Here is a 19,705-nt window from a genome sequence, read left to right on the forward strand (position 1 = left end):
TCAGACTCCGGGGATCAGTGCGTGGGCGATCGTGAAGATGGCGAGGCCGGCCAGGGCGCCGACGAACGTGCCGTTCAGGCGGATGTATTGCAGGTCGCGGCCGACCATGAGCTCGATCTTCTCAGTCGTCTCGGCCGGATCCCAGCGCTCGACGGTGTCGGTGATGATCGAGGCGATGTCGTGTCGGTAGCGGTCGACCAGGAAGACCGCCGCGTCCGACACCCAGGTGTCCACGCGGTGCTGGAGCGCCGCGTCCGTCGTCAGGCGCTCGCCGACCTCCTGCAGGGCCTGCACGGCTCGGCGGCGCAGACCGCTCTCGGGGTCGGCGAGGGCGGTGAGCAGACCGTTCTTCGCCGTGTTCCACGCCTCGGCAGCGAGGGCGCCGACCCGCGGGCTGTCGAACAGCGAGGCCTTGGCGTTCTCGAGCTTCGCGCGCGTCGCCGGATCGTTCTGCAGGCTGTCGGCGAGACGCGCCAGATAGCCGTCGACCGCGAGGCGCGCCGGGTGACGGGGGTCGGCCTGCACGGCATGGACGAACTTGACCGCCTCGTGGTACACGGTGTCGTCGACGAAGCGATGGGCCAGTTTCGGCACCCAGCCGGGAAGGCGACGCGAGACGAGTCCGGTGAACGACGCGGCATTCGCGTCCAGCCAGCGGGCGATGCTGTCGGCGGCGAGATCGACGGCACCGTGATGCGCGTCCGCCTCGACGATCTTCTCGAGCCAGGCGCCGGCGGGCGGCCCCCATTCGGGATCGACCAGGTGCTCACGGGCGAGGTCGGTGATCAGGTCGCGCACATCGTCGTCGCTCAGTGCGTTGAGCACCGCCGTGGCGATCGTCGCGCCTTCGGCCCCGACCCGCTCCGCGTGAGGTGCCTCGCGCAGCCACTCACCCGCGCGCAGGGCGATCCGCGTGCTCGACAGCTTGGTGCGAACGACCTCGGCGGCGAGGAAGTTCGTCTCGACGAACTCGCCGAGCGTGCGGCCGATCTCGTCCTTGCGGTTCGGGATGATCGCGGTGTGCGGGATGGGCAATCCGAGGGGGCGGCGGAAGAGCGCGGTCACCGCGAACCAGTCCGCGAGCGCGCCCACCATGCCGCCCTCGGCCGCGGCACGGACATAGCCGAGCCAGCCGATCCGCTGCTGGAACGCGAAGGCGATCACGAAGACGAGGGCCATGAACACCAGCGCTCCGAGCGCCACGGCCTTCATGCGTCGGAGCGCGCGGAGCCGCTCCTGATCGGCGGGCGAGAGCTGCGTCATCGGTGTTCGCGGCATGACGTCATCCTTTCACGCCGCCGCACGGGCGGTACCGGCTGAGGCGCGCGCGTCGTCTCGGCGGTCAGACAGCCAGGGAGCCCACAGGGCGAGTACCCTCGAGAGGTGATCGAAGACATCAAGAAGCGGGCTCTGCACCGCACCAGCATCCTCGAGGGTCAGATGCGCGGCGTCGCGCGGATGATCGAGAACGAGGAGTACTGCATGGACATCATCACGCAGTCACGGGCCATCCAGCGCTCTCTCGAGTCACTGAACCGGCTGCTGCTCGAGAACCATCTGCAGACGCACGTCACCCACATGTTCGAGGAGGGCGGCGACGAACGGGACAAGGCCGTCGTCGAACTCCTCAAGGCGTTCGACTTCGACCGCAAGTAGGCGACTCGACGCAGCGCCCCGACGGAGCGGTCGAGGCGCTGCGCGCGGAGAGTCGCCGGCCGCCGTCGAAGACCTCATCGTCCTCGGCGTCGTATCCCCAGGCCTGCGGTCGCCGTGAGAACCGCCCGAGAGTGCGTACTCCTCTTCCGTACCTGACCTGCGTCCGCGAGTGCGCTCTCAGAGGGTGAAGACCAGGAACCCCGCGACGAGGGCAGCGATCGAGCACGCGAGAGCGAGGGCGCTGACGACGTAGGCGGCGGCACGCCCCCCGCGCGAGTCGTGCACGCGGCTCGACAGCCCGAGGCACACGCCGCCCCCGGCGACGCCGACGAGCGCGAACCCCGCGCTCAGGAACCACATCGAGAAGACGGGCATCCCCTCGACGAGTTCCCCTCGCATGCCCACGGCGAGCTGGGCGGCCAGGGTGACCAGCGCCCACGCGACGAGCGCCGCGAAGGACGACGCGATCGACCACCCGACGACGACGATCGCCCCGAACGTCGTCCGCGGCGGGTAATAAGCCTGGGCCATGCGGACGAGCCTACGGAGCGGGACCGCCTCGCGGTGTCACGATCTGGTCTCGTCCGGTTTCGTGCGGAAGGGCACAATCGGTCGCGAGGTGAAGGATCGACAACGGATATCGTTGTCGATTCAGCAGGAGACTTCCGATTTCGCTATACCTGGCGCAGTTCCTGTGCCAGACTCGCGGCAAGCGAATCTCAATGGGGAGGCTCCATGCCCGACACCACCCGAACGTCGACGGCGACGATCGACGCACCCACCATCACCGGTGCGGTCCGCCTCGACGGTGTGACCAAGCGATACGGCACCGCCACCGCGGTCGACGACCTGAGCCTCGATGTGCAACCGGGGGAGTTCCTCTCCCTCCTCGGCCCGTCCGGCTGCGGCAAGACGACCACGCTGCGCATGATCGCGGGCTTCGAGTATCCGGATGCGGGGGACATCCTCATCTCCGGCCGGAGCGTCCTGAACCTCCCGCCCTACCGGCGCGAGGTCAACACGGTGTTCCAGGCGTACGCCCTGTTCCCGCACCTCACGGTCGCCGAGAACGTCGCGTACGGCCTGCAGCAGCGGCGCGTGCCCAAGGCCGAGCAGCGCGAGCGCGTGAGCGAGGCACTCGACATGGTGCAGCTGCGGGCCTTCGCCGACCGCAAGCCGACGCAGCTCTCCGGTGGTCAGCAGCAGCGCATCGCGCTGTCTCGGGCGCTCATCAACCGGCCGAGCGTGCTCCTGCTCGACGAGCCGCTCGCGGCATTGGACCGGCAGCTGCGCGAGGAGATGCAGCTCGAGTTGAAGCTGCTGCAGGCACGACTCGGCACGACCTTCGTGTTCGTGACCCACGATCAGGCCGAGGCGCTGTCGATGAGCGATCGGATCGCCGTGATGCGTGCGGGGCGGATCGAGCAGCTCGATGCGCCGGACACCATCTACGCGGAACCCGCGTCAGCGTACGTCGCGTCGTTCATCGGCCAGCAGAACTTCGTGCACGGCACGGTTCGTGCAGACGGGGACGCGGTCGACACGTCCATCGGGGTGATCTCCGGGCGCTGGGGCGGGGAGAAGGTCGCTGCGGGGCAGCCGGCCGTCGCTGCGATCCGCCCTGAGCACGTCCGGTTGGAGCGAGGCCAGGGAACAGGCGTTCCCGGGCGGGTGCTCGGCGTCTCCCACCTCGGCGAGACCCTGCAGGTGGCCGTCCGCATCGGTGAGGACGCGACCTTCCTCTCGAGAATGCCGGCGCCGACCGCACCCCGGGTGGGTGTCGACGACGAGGTCCGGTGCGTCTGGAGTGCCGTGGACGCACGCCTGTTCGCGGCCGACGGAATCCCGACCACCGCGACGCACGTGATCACCCTCCCCAAGGGCGGCGGTCGATGAGGGGCACTCCTCCGGTGCGCGTCCTCGCGCACCGGAGCGCCGCACGGGTGATCCGCACCGAGCTGACCCGCCGCGGCTTCCTCGCCACTGCCATCATGGCGGGCGGCGCGGTCGTGCTCAGCGCCTGCACACCGGGGCAGAACGCCGCCGCCGTGCACGCCAAGGGCGGCCCGCTCGAGGACAAGCTCTCCATCTACAGCTGGGGCGACTACGACGCCCCCGAGGTGCTCGAGCAGTTCACGGCCGAGAGCGGCCCGCGCATCGTGCTCGATGCCTTCAACTCGAACGAGGAGCTGATCGCCAAGCTCGTCGCGGCGCGCGGCACTTCGGGATACGACATCGTGGTGCCGACCGGGGTGTTCGTCGGGCCGATGGCCGAGAACGGGCTCCTGCAGAAGTTCAACCTCGATCTGCTGCCGAACATGAAGCACGTGGCACCCGAGTTCCGCGGACGCTCGTGGGACCCGGGCAACGAGTACTCGGTGTGCAAGGCCTGGGGAACCACCGGGTTCGTGTACGACAAGAGGGTGATCTCGCGGGAGCTCACGACCTGGAACGACTTCATCGACGCCGCACAGAACGAGGCCTCCGGCTCGACCTCCGTGCTCGACGACCCTGCGCCGCTGTTGGGCATCTACTTCTGGGCGAACGGCATCGACTGGACCACCACGGATCCCGACGACCTCGACGCGGTCGAGAAGTTCCTCGTGGAGGATCTGGCCCCGCACGTCTCGGCGTTCGACTCCTATCCCGGTGGATCATCCATCCCGCAGGCCTCGCATGCCCTGCTCCAGTCCTACAACGGCGACGCGCGTCTCGGCATCTTCGAGTCCGACGATCCCGACCGCTGGCAGTGGGTGCTGGGGAGTCCCGCGACCGAGCTGTGGATGGACAACTGGGCGATCGCCGCCGGTGCGCCGCACCCCGAGGCGGCGCACGCGTTCATCGACTTCGTGCTGCAGCCCGACGTGCAGCTCGCGCAGGTCGACTACATCGGATACGACACCGGTATCTCGGGCATCCGCGACGAGGCGGAGGCCGCGGGGCTCGAGCGGCTCGACATGGTGTTCTTCGACGAGGAGCAGGTGGCCACGATGCATGAGGGAAAGCTGACGGAAGCGCAGGATCGCGTCGTCTCGATCTGGAACTCGATGAAGGCGGCCGCCGGTGCCTAAGCTCAAGTTCGGTCTCGCGATCCCCGCCTGGGTCTGGCTGCTCGTCTTCTTCGTCGCCCCGATCTTCATGGTGGTCGTGTTCAGCTTCGGCTACAAGCCGAGCATCTTCGCCACGCACGCGCTCGACCACCTCTCGTTCGACCGCTACGTGGAGGCGCTGTCGCCGACGTTCTTCAGCACGTTCCTGAACACCCTGTGGATCGGCATCCTCGGAACGGCACTGTGCCTGGTGATCGGCGGTCCCGTCGCATACTGGATCGCGGTGAAGGCGCCGCCCTCGAAGCGCGGGCTCCTGCTCGCGCTCGTGATGGTGCCGTTCTGGACCAACTTCCTGGTGCGCACGATCGGCTGGCAGGTGATCCTCGCCCCCGAGGGGTGGCTCTCGCAACTGCTGCAAGGCATCGGGGTCATCCCCGGTCCGCTCGATCTGCTCTATTCGCGCGGTGCCGTGCTCCTCGGGGTCGTCTACAACTACCTGCCGCTGATGATCCTGCCGCTGTTCGTCGCCTTCGACCGGGTGTCAGGGCCGCTGCGCGAGGCGAGCAAGGACCTCGGCGCGAACAGCGTCACGACCTTCCTGCGAGTGACCGTGCCGCTGGCCAGGCCGGGCATCATCGCCGGGGTGCTCCTGGTCTACATCCCGCTCATGGGCGACTACATCACCGCGACGGTGCTGGGTGGGGCGAAGGGCAACATGATCGGGCAGGTCGTGGCGAGTCAATTCCAGACCGCGCAGAACTGGGCGCTCGGATCCGCGATGGCGGTGCTGCTGATCATCGTCATCATGATCTCGATCGCTGTCGCCGCAGGGCTGCTCTGGCTCGTGACGTTGCCGCTCCGACAACGCAACCGCCTCGTCCTGGGAGAGGGATCATGACTGAGACGAAGACCGCCGCGCCCGCGGCGTCGGCACCACGGGTGCGCCGGGGCGCCGGACGCTTCCTGCTGCCGATCTGGGCGGCGCTCGTGTTCCTGTTCCTGTTCCTGCCGATCCTCGTGATCATCGTGTACTCCTTCAACGTCGGACGACTCCTGGTGTCGTGGGACCACTTCGGTTTCGACTCGTTCCTCGCCATCGTGAACAAGCCCGCGATCCGCGATGCCGTGCTCGTGTCGGTGCGCACCGGACTGCTCGCCGCGCTGCTCGCGACGGCACTGGGAACGCTCGCCGGCATCGCGATGGCCCGCAACCCGGGGAAGTGGGTGTGGTGGTTCCTGGGCCTCCTGCTGCTCGTGTCGGTCACTCCGGAGATCGTGGATGCCGTCGCCCTGCTGCCGTGGCTCGTGTTCCTCGGACAGGACGTGGGTCTCGGGATCTTCAATGACGGCACCATGCGGCTCGTGGTGGGACAGTCGTTGTTCTCGGTCGCGATCGTGTCGTACATCGTGCGCGCGCGTCTGGTCGGGCTGGACGCCCGGCTGGAGGAGGCCTCGGCCGACCTCTACGCACCGCCCGTGCGCACCTTCCTCAAGATCACGCTGCCGCTCGCGATGCCGGCCGTGCTCGCCGGGTTCCTGCTCTCGTTCACGCTGAGCCTCGACAACACGGTCGTGTCGGCGTTCGTGCAGGTCTCCGGCACGACACCGTGGCCGGTCTACGTCCTCAGCGCGCTGCGCAGCGGCCTGCGTCCCGAGATCGCCGCGGTGTCGACGATCATGCTCGTGCTCACGCTCCTCGCGCTCGCGTTGGTGGCGGTGGTTCTCAAGAGGGCGGGGGACTCGGCGACCGAGATCGCCCGCACGATGGCAGGAGGATGAACATGTCGCACGCAGACCTGGTCTTCGTCGGCGGAGAGCGAGGCGGGCGGGTGTTCCTCGCGGATGCCGCGCGCTCCACGGCGCGTGCAGTGGCCGTGACGGACGGCCTCATCAGCGCAGTCGGGCACGATGTCTCGGCGCTGATCGGCCCCGACACCGAGGTCGTCGACATCGAGGGCGGACTGCTCGTTCCCGGTTTCCAGGACGCGCACGTGCATCCGGTGTGGGGCGGTCTGGACATGCTCCGATGCGACCTCGCCGACCTGTCGACACGGGAGGAGTACCTGGCGCGCATCGCCGAGTACGCGGCCGAGCATCCCGACGACGAGTGGATCCTCGGCGGCGGGTGGCAGATGTCGGCGTTCCCCGGAGGCACGCCGACGGCGGAAGACCTCGATTCCGTCCTGCCCGATCGCCCGGCGTTCCTGCCCAACCGCGACGGTCACGGCGCCTGGGTCAACACCCGTGCGCTTGCGCTCGCCGGCATCACCCGCGACACGGAGGACCCCGTCGACGGGCGGATCGAACGCGATGCCGCCGGCGCCCCCGCCGGCACGCTGCACGAAGGCGCGATGGGCCTCGTGAACCGGCATCTCCCCGGGGAGTCGCTCGAGCGACTGGTCGAGGCGCTCCTGCAGGGCCAGCGGTATCTGCACTCCTGGGGTGTGACGGCCTGGCAGGACGCGATCGTCGGCACCGAGTACGGCGATGCGGGCGACCCGCTCCCCGCATACCTCGCCGCCGCCGGCACCGGTGCGCTCACCGGCCGCGTCGTCGGCTCGCTGTGGTGGGATCGGTCGCGCGGGTTGGAACAGATCGACGACATCGTCCGGCGTCGCGACGAGAGCACGGTCGGGCGCTTCCGGGCGCGCAGCGTGAAGATCATGCAGGACGGCGTCGCGGAGAACTTCACCGCCGCGATGCTCGAGCCCTACTGCGACGGCCACGGGCATCCGCGCGAGGACTCCGGGATCTCCTTCGTCGAACCCGAGCTGCTCAAAGAAGCCGCGACCCGCCTCGACGCCCTCGGGTTCACGCTGCACTTCCACGCGATCGGCGACCGCGCCGTGCGGGAGTGCCTGGACGCGGTCGAAGCGGCGCTCGTGCACAACGGGCCCCGCGGCAACCGGCACCACATCTCCCACATCCAGGTCGTGCACCCCGACGACATCCCACGGTTCCGGGCGCTCGACGTCACCGCGAACATGCAGATGCTCTGGGCGACGCTGGAGCCGCAGATGGTCGACCTCACCATCCCGTTCCTCGGGGAGCAGCGCAGCACCTGGCAGTATCCGTTCGGCGACCTGCTGCGCTCCGGCGCCGCGCTCGCCGCGGGGAGCGACTGGTCGGTGAGCACGCCCAACCCGCTGGCCGCGATCCACGTGGCGGTGAATCGCCGTTCCGCGCCCACCGAGTGGGAGGGCGACTACGACGCGTTTCTCCCCGAACAGGCGATCGACCTCGCCACCGCGCTCGTCGCCTACACGGCGGGCTCCGCGCGGGTGAACCATCTCGATGGCACCGGCACGATCGCGGTGGGGATGCGCGCAGACCTGGCCCTGCTCGACCGCGACCCGTTCGATCATCCCGTCGACGAGATCGGCCTGACCGAAGTGCGCGGCACCTGGGTCGAGGGGGAGCGGGTCTACGACTCCGAGGGATGAGCCGCGGGACGAGCCTGAAGGCAGGAAGCCTCGGCGACGCGATGTCGCCGAGGCCTCCTGCCTTCGTGTACTCGCGTCAGACGGCGGCGGCCTCGTCGGCCACGAAGAGCGCGTCGTCGAGCACCGCGAGCCCGCGCACCAGCTCGTCCTCGCTGATCACCAGCGGTGGGGCCACATGCATGCGGTTGAAGTGCGTGAACGGCCAGACGCCGGCCTTCTTGGCGGCCGCGGCGAAGGCGCCCATGGGGGCGGCGTCCGCACCCGAGGCGTTGAACGGCACGAGCGGCTCGCGCGTCTCCTTGTCGCGTACCAGCTCGATCGCCCAGAACAGCCCGAGCCCGCGCACATCGCCGACGCTCGGGTGCTTGTCCGCCCAGGAACGCACCGTCGGCTCGACGATGCGTGCGCCGAGGTCGCGCACGCGCTCCAGGATGCCGTCGCGACGGAACACCTCGAACGTCGCGACACCTGCCGCGCACGCCAGCGGGTGGCCCGAGTAGGTCAGCCCGCCCGCGAACGGCATCGTGTCGAAGGCGCTCGCGATGCGGTCGGAGATCACCACGCCGCCCAGAGGCACGTAGCCCGAGTTGACGCCCTTCGCGAAGGTGATCAGGTCGGGACCGGCGTCGAACGCGTCGATGCCGAACCACTCGCCGAGCCGGCCGAAGCCGACCATGACCTCGTCGGCGATGTATACGATGCCGTGGCGGTCGCACAGTTCGCGCACACCCTGCAGGTAGCCGGGCGGCGGGACGAGCACGCCGTTCGTGCCGACGACGGTCTCGATGATGATCGCCGCGATGGTCTGCGGACCCTCGAGCAGAATGGTCTGCTCGAGATGGGCGAGCGCGCGCTCGGATTCCTGCTCGGGAGTCTCGGCGTGGAACGGCGAGCGGTACAGGTACGGCCCGAAGAAGCGCACGGCTCCGGAGTCGACGGTGTCGTTCGCCCAGCGCCGCGGGTCGCCGGTGAGGGAGATCGCGGTCGAGGTCGAGCCGTGATAGCTGCGGTACATCGACAGCACCTTGCGCCGCCCGGTGAACTGGCGGGCCATCCGCACGGCGTACTCGTTCGCCTCGGCGCCGCCGTTGGTGAAGAAGACCTTCTCGAGGCCTTCGGGGGCGACCTCGGCGATCAGGCGCGCGAGCTCTCCGCGCACGTCGTTGGCGATCGACGGCTGGATCGTCGAGAGGCGGCCAGCCTGCTGCTGGATCGCGGCGACCAGGTCGGGATGCCGGTGCCCCAGGTTCAGGTTCACGAGCTGGCTGGAGAAGTCGAGGTAGGAGTTGCCCTGGTAGTCCCAGAACGTCGATCCCTCGCCCGCGGCGACGGGCAGCGGGTCGATCAGGCCCTGCGCGCTCCAGGAATGGAAGACGTGGCCGCGGTCGTCCGCCCGCACCTGCGCCTCGGCCTCGGGGGCGGGGAGCGGGTGCGAGACGCCGTGGCGGTCGGTGAAGTTCGTCATCGTGATCGCTCCGTGTCAGTGGTTGCTCGGAAAGCCCAGGTCGATCTGGGACGGGGTGTGGTCGGGCCAGCGGGTCGTGACGACCTTGGACCGCGTGTAGAAGTGCACCGACTCCGGACCGTAGATGTGGGAGTCGCCGAAGAGCGAGTCCTTCCACCCGCCGAACGAGTAGGCGCCGATCGGCACCGGGATCGGCACGTTCACACCGACCATACCGACCTCGATGTCGAACTCATACTGTCGGGCGGTACCGCCGTCGCGCGTGAAGATCGCGGTGCCGTTGCCGTAGGCGTTGGCGTTCACGAGGGCCACCGCGTCGGCATACGTCTCGACGCGCACGACCGACAGCACCGGGCCGAAGATCTCGTCCTCGTAGACCTTCATGCCGGGGGCGACCTGATCGATCAGGCTGACGCCGAGGAAGAAGCCGTCGGAGTCGAACTCCTTCTGCGTGCCGTCGATCACGACCTTCGCCCCCTCGGCCGCGGCTCCGGTCACGTAGGAGGCGACCTTGTCGCGGTGCTCGCGGGTGATGAGCGGACCCATCTCGCTCGCGGCATCCGTGCCGGCGCCGATGGTGAGGCCGCCGATGCGGTCCGCGATCGCCGTGACGAGTTCGTCGGCGACGTCTCCCACCGCGACCAGAACCGAGACGGCCATGCAACGTTCACCGGCGGAGCCGTAGGCGGCGGAGATCGCCGCATCGGCGGCCCCGTCGATGTCGGCATCCGGCATCACGACCATGTGGTTCTTGGCGCCGCCGAGCGCCTGCACGCGCTTGCCTGCGGTCGAGGCGCGCTGATAGATCGAACGGGCGATCGGGGTGGAGCCGACGAAGCTGACGGCGTTGACCCGGGGGGAGTCGAGGAGCGCGTCGACGGCCTCCTTGTCGCCGTTGACCACGTTGAGCACGCCGTCGGGGAGCCCCGCCTCGGTGAAGAGTTTCGCGATCCACACGGCAGCCGACGGGTCCTTCTCGCTCGGCTTCAGGATCACCGTGTTGCCGCAGGCGATCGCTGAAGCCACCATCCACAGCGGCACCATGACCGGGAAGTTGAACGGCGTGATCGCCGCGACGACGCCGACGGGCTGCCTGACCGAGTGCACATCGACGCCGCGGGAGACCTGCTCGCTGCGCTCGCCCTTGAGCAGATGCACGAGGCCGGCGGCGAACTCGACGTTCTCGATGCCGCGTGACACCTCGCCCGCCGCATCCGAGAGCACCTTGCCGTGTTCGGAGGTGACGATCGCCGCGAGCTCGGGTGTGCGCTCCTTGAGCAGCTGGCGCAGGCGGAAGAACACATCGGCACGCTTGATCAGGCTCGTCTCGCGCCAGGCGGGCAAGGCGGCAGCGGCGGCGGCGATCGCGGCATCGACCTCGGCGGTGGATGCGAAAGCGACCTGCTTGGAGACCTGCCCTGTCGCGGGATCGAAGACCTGGCCGGTGCGCGCCGCTTCCGCGGTCTCTGCGCCGTTGATGACGTGACGGACGATGTCCACGATGTTCCTCCGACTGCTGAAATTGATGATCCGAACACTTTGACCGGCGTTCGATAGGCTGATGCTTCTCAATGATCACAGAGGGAGAGAATGACGAGCGATGTCAGAGCGTCAGGACTTCCATCCCATCCGGACAGATCGTCCGACGCGCGACCACGCGCTCCTCACGATCGCCGATGTACTCGCGGAGCCCGCGCTGCAGGCCGGCGCGCCCGAGGTCGTCGTCGGCGGCGCCGCGCTCGATGCGGCCGTGCGCTGGGTGCACGTGTCCGACAGTGCGGGTGTCGCCCGTCTGCTCGACGGCGGCGAGCTCCTGCTCAGCACCGGAGCCGGGTGGCCGACCGCCGCCGAGGAACTGGCCGACTTCGCACTCGGCCTGTCCCATGCCGGAGTCGCGGGCATCGTGGTCGAGCTCGGGTCCGGGCAGACGCGCGTCCCGGATGCCGTCGTCGAGGTGTGCACGGAGCGTGGGCTCGCCCTGATCGCCCTGCACAGCGAGGTCAAGTTCGTGGCCGTCACGGAGGCCGTGCACCGGGCACTGATCGCCGCGCAGACCATGGCGCTGCGAGAACGCCAGCATCTGCATGACCTCTTCACGGCACTGAGCCTGCGGGGAGCTCCGGCCGATGTCGTCGTCGCCGAGACGGCGCGAGCGCTCGGCGCGCCTGTGGTGCTGGAGAACATGGCGCGCGAGGTGATCGCGCACGAGACTCTGCGGACGCCGGTGGCGGAGGCGCTGGGAGAGCTGCGCTGGACGGACCGCGTTCCCGTGCAGGCGCGAGGAGTGCGGTGGGGGACCCTGCTCGCGCTGCCGGGGCCTGCGCATCCGGCCGGCCGGCTCACCGTGCTCGAGTTGGGGGCGACGGCCCTCGCTTTCGGTTGTCTCGCGGACGACGGGGATTCCGAGTGGTCGATGCTCGCGCAGCGTGGCCTCATCGACGATCTGCTCGGCGCGCGCTTCGCGAGTCCGGATGACATCGTGGCCCGCCTCGCGACCAGTGGATTCACGTTCCTCGGGCGTCACTGCCATGGCATCGTGGCCCGCGGTGCGGAGTCGGCCGGACAGCTCGCGGAGCGTGCGGCGCAGTCCGGGTTCGCTGCGGTCTCCGCGCTGGTGGGCGACGACGTCGTCGCGCTCCTGTCGCTGCCGGCATCCGTCGCGCTCTCGGATGCGGTCGTCGCACGCATCGTCGGGCCCGACCGCACCGTCTTCGTCGGACCGCCTGCGGATGATGTGCTGGGTCTGCTCGCCTCGCTGCGTGCGGCGATGGGGCTGGCGGCCGGCGATCGCTCGGATGCCGGTCCGCGAGTGCGGCGAGTGGACGACCGCCCGCTGGAGCGCTTCGTCGCCTCTTTGCGTGATGATCACCGTCTGCTCGCTCACAGCGAGCGGATGCTGGCGCCGATCGTGGCCTATGACCGTGAACGCCGGGGCGACCTGCTCGATGTGCTGTCGGCGCTGGTCGCCCATCCCGGTAATCGCTCGGCCGCGGCAGCCGCGAGCCACCTCTCGCGTTCGGTCTTCTACCAGCGCCTCACGGTGATCGGTGACCTCCTCGAGATCGACCTCGACGACGGGGAGACGCTCGCGGCGCTCCACCTCGCCCTCCTGACGAGACGGAGCACCGGGTCCGCAGGCCGACCTTGACCTGTGTGACGTCGCTTGTCTTGCACCGCGCGTGCTCGCCCTCGGACCGGTGCTCCGTCGGGCCGGTGCTCGTCCTCGGACCGGTGCTCGCCCTCGGACCCGTGCTCCGTCGGGCCTGTTTCTCCCGACGCCGGGAGCCGCAGTGTCCTGGCTTCCGGGTGCACGCTGCACGCCGACACGCCAGATGTCGGACGTACCGCACGGAAACGGCCGACATCTGGCGTGTCGGCGTGCGTTCCGCGACGGTCAGAGCACCGACTGCGCGCGTGTCAGCACATCCCGCAGGATCTGCTCGATCTCGCGGAACTCCGAAGGGCCGACCGTGAGCGGTGGTGCGAGTTGGATCACGGGGTCGCCGCGGTCGTCGGCGCGACAGTACAGGCCGGCCTCGAAGAGTGCGGGGGAGAGGAAGCCGCGCAGCAGCCGCTCGGACTCGGCTTCGTCGAAGGTCTCCTTAGTGGCCTTGTCCTTCACCAGCTCGATGCCGAAGAAGTATCCGTCACCGCGCACGTCGCCGACCAGCGGCAGGTCGAGCAGCTTCTCGAGTTCAGCGCGGAACAGCGGGGTGTTCTCGCGCACATGGGCGTTCAGCCCCTCCTCGTCGAAGATCGCCAGGTTCTCGAGGGCGACCGCGGCCGACACCGGGTGCCCGCCGAACGTGTAGCCGTGCGGGAAAGAGACATCGCTCTTCGAGAAGGGCTCGTAGATGCGATCGCTGATGATCGTCGCTCCGATGGGAGAGTAGCCGCTCGTCATCCCCTTGGCGCACGTGATCATGTCGGGCACGTAGCCGAGGCCTGTGCAGGCGAAGGTGTGGCCGAGGCGCCCGAACGCGCAGATGACCTCGTCCGAGACGAGCAGCACGTCGTGGCGGTCGCAGATCTCGCGGACGCGGGCGAAATAGCCGGGAGGGGGCGGGAAGCAGCCGCCGGAGTTCTGTACGGGCTCCAGGAAGACCGCAGCGACGGTGTCGGCGCCTTCGAAGAGGATCATTTCCTCGATGCGGTCGGCCGCCCAGCGCCCGAAGGCCTCGATGTCGTCGGCCGGTCCGCCCATCTCGGCCGCGCGATAGAAGTTCGTATTAGGCACGCGGAAGCCGCCGGGGGTGACCGGCTCGAACATCGACTTCATCGCCGGGATGCCGGTGATCGCCAGCGCTCCCTGCGGAGTGCCGTGGTAGGCCACCGCGCGCGAGATGACCTTGTGCTTGGCGGGCTTGCCCTGCAGCTTCCAGTAGTGCTTGGCCAGCTTGAACGCGGTCTCGACGGCCTCGCCGCCGCCGGTGGAGAAGAAGACCTTGTTGAGGTCCCCGGGCGCTTCGTCGGCGAGACGGTCGGCCAGTTCGATCGCCGCCGGGTGCGCGTACGACCACAGCGGGAAGAACGCCAGCTCGGAAGCCTGCGCCGCCGCGGCTTCGGCCAGTCGGCGGCGCCCGTGGCCGGCGTTCACCACGAAGAGCCCGGCGAGGCCGTCGAAGTACTCCTTGCCCTTGGCATCCCAGATCCGGTGCCCGTCGCCCTTGACGATGATGGGGACGCCCGACTCGGCCATCGTGGACTGCCGGGTGAAGTGCATCCAGAGATGGTCCTTCGCCATCGTCTGCAGATCGGACTCGGAAGGGATGGTGCGTGCGGTGCTCATCTGGTCCCCCAGTTGTAGAGCTGCTTCTGCAGCTTGGCGTAGATGAAGGTCTCGGTGGAGAGGACGCCCTCGATGGGGCGGATGACGTCGTTGATCAGCGCGAGCAGGTCGTCGTCGTCTTCGCAGACGACCTCGGCGAGCACGTCGAACGAGCCGACCGTGATGACGACGTAGTCGACGGCCTCGATCGCGGCGATGGCTTCCGCCACGCGCCGGGCATCACCGGACACCCGGACGCCGATCATCGCCTGGCGGTGGAAACCCAGCTGCATCGGATCGGTGACCGCGACGATCTGCATGACGCCCGACTCGGTCAGGCGCTGCACCCGCTGTCGCACGGCCGCCTCGCTCATCCCGACCGTCCGACCGATGTCGGAGTACGAACGACGGCCGTCTTCCTGGAGCAGCTCGATGATCGTCTTGGAGACGGCATCGAGGGAGAGATGCTTCTTCGCCGGACTCATGGTGCGATCTTCGCACTCGAGAGTGCTCTCGGCAACCGATTCCGCGGGATCGACCGACTCAATCAGCGGAATCGGCGGAATCGTTCAGGATTCGAGCGGTCCCAGCAGGGCGCTCGCCGCGGTCGAATGCGCGGACTCGGGGTCGGAGGGATGGAACGCCCCCGCCAGCACGTCGCGGTAGAGCCGGGAGAGCTCATTCGCGGAGAAGTACGATCCGCCTCCCGCGACGAGCATCGCCTGGTCCACCACGTGCTTGGCCATCGTGATCGCCCGATGCTTGACGCCGGAGAGGAGCGGGAACCAGCGTGCGCCCTTGTCGGCGCGGTCGTCGACGTCGCGCGCGAGGGCTGCGATCTGCGGGGGGAGTGCGTCGTACGCGATGGCCATGTCGGCGATGCGCCACCGGATGTCGGGGTCCTGGCTGTATGCGAGTCCGGTCTTCTTCGAGTGCCGCTTCTGCGCCGTCGCCACAGCGAGTTCCAGCGCGCGACCGGCGATGCCGGTGTACACCGAGGCGAGCAGGATCTCGAACACCGAGAAGATGCCGAAGACGATCGGATCGGGGCTCGGACCCGGATCGATGCGCCGCACGACGTGCGCGGCATCCGCGATGGCGCCGTTCAGCCGGGTGGTCCGGCTCTGCGTCGCCCTCATGCCGAGCGTGTCCCAGTCGTCGGACGTGGCGACGGCGTCCGTCCGCTCGACGAATGCGAACACGAGCTTCGGCGCGTCGGCGCTCGTGGTGTCGAGACCATGCAGCCCGAGCCGCGTCCACACCGGCGCGAGCGACGTGAAGATCTTGGTGCCCGTGAACGCGTAGCCGCCGTCGTCATCGGGCACCGCGGCGGTGTCGCTGCCGAACAGGACGAGGTCGTTGCCGCCCTCGCTGATGCCGAACGCGAAGACCTCGCCCGCCACCGCGCCGTCCTGCACGAACTCGAGGCCGGGAACGCCGCGGTCCGAGAAGACCTTCGCGACGCCGGTCCACACGAGGTGCATGTTGATCGCCAGGGCCGTCGCCGGAGCAGCGCCGGCGAGGCGCTGCTGCAGGATCGCGGCCTCGGCGAGACCGAGCCCTGCGCCGCCGCGCGCGGTCGGCACCAGGATCGACAGGTATCCCGCGGCCCGCAGCTCGTCGAGGTCCTGCTGCGGGAAGGTGTTCTCGCGGTCGTGGATCGGCGCGCGCTCGCGGATGCGTTCGATCAGGTCGTCGGGGAGGAAGACGGTGGGGTCGAACGGAGTGGGGTCGAACGTGCTCATGCCAGTGCCTCCAGAAGCTGCCGGATGGATTCCTCGGGGCGGTCGCGATGCAGGGAGTGTCCCGCGCCCTCGACAACGGAGAGGGTGATCAGCGGGTTCGCTGCGAGCACTTCGGCCGCGAGGTCGCCCGCGAAGATGCTGTAGACGGCGGGGTCGGCGCCGATCACATGCGTGGGCACGGTGAGGCGCGCAGCCTCGGCTCGCACGTCCCACGGCTGATTCTGGGCGCTGGTCTGCTCCACCGCCCACGCGCTCGCACGCCGCACGGCGTCTACCTTGAGCTCCTGGTCCTGCGGATGCCAGTGCGGGTGCTCCTGCTGCACGACCTCGAGCCGGGTGTCGGCGAATGCGCGCTCCTGGCTCCGACGGACGATCGCCGCATCGCGACCGTCCACGTGGATCGCGGGGTCGATGAGCACCAGACGCCGGGTCCATTCCGGAGCGGATGCCGCGGCGACCGTGCTCGATGCGCCACCGAGGGAATGGCCGATGACGGCATCCCAGGAGCCGCCGCCCTCCGGGAGCGTCGCGGCGAGGTCGGCACCGTATGCCGCGACCGAGTAGTCGAGGGAGCGCGGGGCATCGCCGTGACCCCGGAGATCGACGGCTGTGGCGTGCCACCCGGCCTCGGCGAGAGCGTCGCCGAGGCGCCACATCAGTGCGCCGGAGGAACCGAGACCGTGAACCAGGAGAGCCCGCCGAGAGGCCGACGGGGACCCCCATGAGATGCGAGGCAGGGTGAGCGGTGCAGGCATGGCACCAGCCTACGACCGGCCGGGTACGCGGTCGCCGCTGCGACCACGGGAACCGGGCGGGGCGTCAGCCGTGCGGCACCAGCGGCGGGAGGTCCGCGGCGATCCTCAGCACCCGCTCCGCCGCGGCGTGCCCGGCGGAGAGTCGTGCGGCGAGGTCCGCTCCCTCCAGCGTCGCCGCCAGGAAGCCGGAAGCGAACGCGTCTCCCGCGCCGACCGGCTCGACGACCTCGACCACGGGGGCGGGCACGAAGACCGGCTCGGCATCGCCGTCGAAGGCGGTGGCTCCGACGTCGCCGTCCTTGACGACCAGCAGTGCGCAGTTCGGCAGGAAGGCACGGATCTCGGCCGGGGTCACCGTGCCCCAGATGCGCTCGGCCTCGTCGCGGCCGACGAAGGTGATGTCGGCGGCGTCCGCCAGGCGCGCCAGGGTGTCGGCGGCATCCTCCTTGCTCCACAGGGGGCGACGGTCGTTCACATCGAACGACACGAGGGCGCCGGCCGTGCGCGCGTCGGCGAAGAGCCGGTCGACCATCTCGCTGCACGACGCGGAGAGTGCGGGGGTGATCCCGGTGGTGTGCACGATCCGCACGCCCTCGAGCTGCGACGCCGTCAGGAACCCCGGCTCCATGCGGGAGGCGGCCGAACCTCGCCGGTAGTAGTAGACGGAAGACGACTCGGCACCCGGGTCCTTGAACATCACTCCGGTCGAGGCGGCGTCATCGCGTTCGACCCACAGCTCCACGCCGCGGCGATCGAGCTCGGTGGCGACCCTGTCTCCGAGCGGGTCCGCGCCCAGACGTGAAGCCCACACGACACGGTGTCCGGTGGCGGCGACGCCGGCGGCCACGTTGGACTCGGCGCCGGCCAGGCCGATGGTCGCCTGGGCGGCATCGGCGAGTCGGTGATCGGTCGGGGTGATCAGCGCCATGGTCTCGCCGACGCAGACGATCTCGGGGGCAGAGGTCGGAGAGGAGGAGGAAGAGTTCATGAAGGTGTGACCGCCAGGGGTTCGGTGTCGGGATGCGGGCTCGCGTCGCGGTGACGCAGGTCGGGGAAGGAACGGACGAAGACGACGGCGACGATCAGCCCGACCGCAGCGAAGATCGTGGCGGCCAGGTACGCACCGCGCCAGTCGCCGACGTCCACGAGGAAGCCGGCGACGGCGGATCCGGCGGCGGCGCCGATCAGCTGGCCGGTGCCTGCCCAGCCGAAGGCCTCTGCGGTCTCGCTGAACTTCACGCTGGCCGAGGTGATGGCGAAGAGCACGGCCAGAGCGGGAGCGATGCCGATGCCGGCGAGGATCAGGGTGCCGCCCAGCCAGAAGACGTTGAGCATGACCATCGTCAGGCCGAGGCCGATCGTCACGATCAGCAGTCGGCGCGCCATGGCCCACGGGCCGATGGGGATGTGACCGAAGGCCAGACCGCCGGCGAGGCTTCCTGCCGAGAACACGGCGAGCACGAGGCCGGCCGCGAGGCTTCCGTGCTCGAACGTCGCGACGACGCCGACCTCGACGGCGGCGCAGGCTCCGATCAGCAGGAACCCGATCACGGTCGCCAGCAGCACGGGTGGCTTGAGCACGACCTTGCCGAGCGCGTTGCGGCTGCGCGGGATGCGCACCCGCCCGACCTCGGGGGAGAGGATGAACCAGGCGCCGCCGCCGACGAGGATGATCGCCACCAGCAGCAGGCCTTCCGCGGTGCCGATCTGAGTCGAGACGAGCGTGATCACGACGGGGGCCAGCACCCAGATGATCTCCTGCAACGAGGCGTCGAGGGAGAACAGCGGTGTGAGGTTCGAGGAGTTCACGAGCTTGGGGTAGATGGTGCGGACCGCAGCCTGCACGGGCGGGGTCGAGAGCCCTGCCACCATTCCGAGCGCCATGTACCCCGGCACTTCGAGCGGGAGCAGGGCGAGGCACAGGACGGCAACGACGCACACCGACAGGGTGAGGGTGATCACCCGTCGCATGCCCCACACGCCCATCCAGCGGCTGGTGATGGGACCAGCGATCGCCTGGCCCACGCTGGTCGCGGCGAGGACCAGGCCTGCAGAGCCGTAGGACCCGGTCTGCTGCTCGACGTGCAGCAGGATCGCGAGAGACATCATCCCGTTGGGGAAGCGCGCGGTCAGCTGGGCAGCGATCATGCGCGCCACTCCCGGCGTGCGAAGAAGATCCCGGTATCCCGCCACCAGACAACGGTACCGGGCGGCGGGGGCGGCCGCCGAAGGGGCCGATGCGCGACACGCCCGCGACACGCCGAAAGGCGATTTCCACAGGAATCCGAATGTCCGTGGGGGCCCGTAACGTCCCTCCTGTGGATGGATCGCTCACCGGGGCTTCCCAGCCGCGATTTCACGCGGTTCGAGGGCCTCCGGGAGAGGGCTCGACCTGTGGAAGAAACGGTGGAGAACCTGTGTTGTATCTGTAGAGAACGGTGGATAACTACAAGGATGTAACTACTACCCCTTGTGGTCGCCCCCAATGTCGGTCCCCATATGTAGTATTGAAGTCCCGGCAGGGGGTCTACCGGGAAACAGCCTGATGAGAAGCAGGCCAGAGATTTGAGGGGTTACGAAAAGATGTCGATCACGGTCTACACAAAGCCTTCCTGCGTTCAGTGCAACGCCACCTACCGTGCCCTCGATGCCAAGGGCATCGAGTACGAGATCCTCGACCTGTCGGAAGACCCGACGGCGCTCGAGCAGGTCAAGGCACTCGGCTACATGCAGGCACCCGTCGTCGTCACCGACGAGGGGCACTGGTCGGGCTTCCGCCCCGACAAGATCGACGAGCTCGCCTCCCGTCTGGCGTGATGTCGC

At 69.0% G+C, this 19,705-nt stretch carries 18 protein-coding genes; 8 read left to right on the plus strand and 10 right to left on the minus strand.

All coding sequences use genetic code 11. The features are described from left to right. A complete protein-coding gene (locus CQ042_RS06330) occupies positions 1-1,278 on the minus strand; it encodes a DUF445 domain-containing protein (RefSeq protein ID WP_105669636.1) in 1,278 nt (425 codons plus the stop codon). 105 nt (positions 1,279-1,383) lie between these two features. Here CQ042_RS06330 and CQ042_RS06335 point away from each other — a divergent pair, with 105 nt between their 5' ends. Further along, complete coding sequence (locus CQ042_RS06335; protein ID WP_105669637.1) at positions 1,384-1,656, plus strand: metal-sensitive transcriptional regulator; 273 nt, start codon at positions 1,384-1,386, stop codon at positions 1,654-1,656. Positions 1,657-1,833: 177 nt separating this feature from the next. Here CQ042_RS06335 and CQ042_RS06340 read toward each other — a convergent pair whose 3' ends face one another. Beyond that, positions 1,834-2,187, minus strand: coding sequence for a hypothetical protein (locus CQ042_RS06340; RefSeq protein ID WP_105669638.1), 354 nt, complete (start codon positions 2,185-2,187; stop codon positions 1,834-1,836). 204 nt (positions 2,188-2,391) lie between these two features. Here CQ042_RS06340 and CQ042_RS06345 point away from each other — a divergent pair, with 204 nt between their 5' ends. Genes CQ042_RS06345 through CQ042_RS06365 form a run of 5 tightly spaced genes read left to right on the plus strand, consistent with a single transcriptional unit; the run spans position 2,392 to position 8,149 of the window. Beyond that, entirely contained in the window at positions 2,392-3,552 is a 1,161-nt protein-coding gene (locus tag CQ042_RS06345) for an ABC transporter ATP-binding protein (RefSeq protein ID WP_105669639.1), read from the plus strand. Next, positions 3,549-4,727 carry a spermidine/putrescine ABC transporter substrate-binding protein gene (locus CQ042_RS06350; RefSeq protein WP_105669640.1) on the plus strand — a complete coding sequence of 393 codons (1,179 nt, stop codon included), beginning with the start codon at positions 3,549-3,551 and terminating at the stop codon, positions 4,725-4,727. The genes CQ042_RS06345 and CQ042_RS06350 overlap by 4 nt, the downstream gene beginning before the upstream one ends. Next, the gene (locus tag CQ042_RS06355; RefSeq protein WP_105669641.1) at positions 4,720-5,604 is read left to right on the plus strand and encodes an ABC transporter permease; all 885 of its coding nucleotides are present in this window, start codon (positions 4,720-4,722) and stop codon (positions 5,602-5,604) included. The genes CQ042_RS06350 and CQ042_RS06355 overlap by 8 nt, the downstream gene beginning before the upstream one ends. Further along, entirely contained in the window at positions 5,601-6,485 is an 885-nt protein-coding gene (locus CQ042_RS06360; protein ID WP_219844821.1) for an ABC transporter permease, read from the plus strand. Before CQ042_RS06355 ends, CQ042_RS06360 begins: the two co-directional genes overlap by 4 nt. Before the next feature lie 2 nt (positions 6,486-6,487). Continuing rightward, a complete protein-coding gene (locus CQ042_RS06365) occupies positions 6,488-8,149 on the plus strand; it encodes an amidohydrolase (RefSeq protein ID WP_105669642.1) in 1,662 nt (553 codons plus the stop codon). A 76-nt stretch (positions 8,150-8,225) separates the two neighbouring features. On the opposite strand, the gene CQ042_RS06370 is transcribed toward CQ042_RS06365, so the two are convergent. Both CQ042_RS06370 and CQ042_RS06375 read right to left on the minus strand, forming a co-directional pair. Then, positions 8,226-9,614: an aspartate aminotransferase family protein gene (locus tag CQ042_RS06370; RefSeq protein WP_105669643.1), complete on the minus strand. Its 1,389-nt coding sequence runs from the start codon at positions 9,612-9,614 to the stop codon at positions 8,226-8,228. A gap of 15 nt (positions 9,615-9,629) precedes the next feature. After that, a complete protein-coding gene (locus CQ042_RS06375; RefSeq protein WP_105669644.1) occupies positions 9,630-11,114 on the minus strand; it encodes a CoA-acylating methylmalonate-semialdehyde dehydrogenase in 1,485 nt (494 codons plus the stop codon). A gap of 100 nt (positions 11,115-11,214) precedes the next feature. Between CQ042_RS06375 and CQ042_RS06380 the strand changes: the two genes are divergently transcribed. Beyond that, positions 11,215-12,762, plus strand: coding sequence for a PucR family transcriptional regulator ligand-binding domain-containing protein (locus CQ042_RS06380; RefSeq protein WP_105669645.1), 1,548 nt, complete (start codon positions 11,215-11,217; stop codon positions 12,760-12,762). A 246-nt stretch (positions 12,763-13,008) separates the two neighbouring features. On the opposite strand, the gene CQ042_RS06385 is transcribed toward CQ042_RS06380, so the two are convergent. The 6 genes from CQ042_RS06385 to CQ042_RS06410 all read right to left on the minus strand — a co-directional run bounded on the left by CQ042_RS06385 (position 13,009) and on the right by CQ042_RS06410 (position 19,075). Next, positions 13,009-14,403 (minus strand): aspartate aminotransferase family protein, encoded by a 1,395-nt coding sequence (locus CQ042_RS06385; protein ID WP_105669646.1) that lies wholly within the window; start codon positions 14,401-14,403, stop codon positions 13,009-13,011. Next, positions 14,400-14,867, minus strand: a complete 468-nt coding sequence (locus CQ042_RS06390; protein ID WP_105669647.1) for an Lrp/AsnC family transcriptional regulator — start codon at positions 14,865-14,867, stop codon at positions 14,400-14,402. The genes CQ042_RS06385 and CQ042_RS06390 overlap by 4 nt, the downstream gene beginning before the upstream one ends. An 84-nt stretch (positions 14,868-14,951) precedes the next feature. Continuing rightward, positions 14,952-16,127 (minus strand): acyl-CoA dehydrogenase family protein, encoded by a 1,176-nt coding sequence (locus CQ042_RS06395; RefSeq protein WP_105669648.1) that lies wholly within the window; start codon positions 16,125-16,127, stop codon positions 14,952-14,954. Further along, positions 16,124-16,882 (minus strand): alpha/beta fold hydrolase, encoded by a 759-nt coding sequence (locus tag CQ042_RS06400; RefSeq protein WP_105669649.1) that lies wholly within the window; start codon positions 16,880-16,882, stop codon positions 16,124-16,126. The genes CQ042_RS06395 and CQ042_RS06400 overlap by 4 nt, the downstream gene beginning before the upstream one ends. Before the next feature lie 64 nt (positions 16,883-16,946). After that, positions 16,947-17,870 carry a sugar kinase gene (locus tag CQ042_RS06405; protein WP_105669650.1) on the minus strand — a complete coding sequence of 308 codons (924 nt, stop codon included), beginning with the start codon at positions 17,868-17,870 and terminating at the stop codon, positions 16,947-16,949. After that, positions 17,867-19,075, minus strand: a complete 1,209-nt coding sequence (locus CQ042_RS06410; RefSeq protein ID WP_181157479.1) for an MFS transporter — start codon at positions 19,073-19,075, stop codon at positions 17,867-17,869. Before CQ042_RS06410 ends, CQ042_RS06405 begins: the two co-directional genes overlap by 4 nt. A 390-nt stretch (positions 19,076-19,465) precedes the next feature. Here CQ042_RS06410 and nrdH point away from each other — a divergent pair, with 390 nt between their 5' ends. Next, the gene (gene nrdH, locus CQ042_RS06415; protein ID WP_017828869.1) at positions 19,466-19,699 is read left to right on the plus strand and encodes a glutaredoxin-like protein NrdH; all 234 of its coding nucleotides are present in this window, start codon (positions 19,466-19,468) and stop codon (positions 19,697-19,699) included. The last annotated feature ends 6 nt before the right edge of the window (positions 19,700-19,705 follow it).

This window comes from Microbacterium sp. MYb62 (assembly GCF_002979475.1).
In the GTDB taxonomy this organism is placed as follows: Bacteria; Actinomycetota; Actinomycetes; order Actinomycetales; family Microbacteriaceae; genus Microbacterium.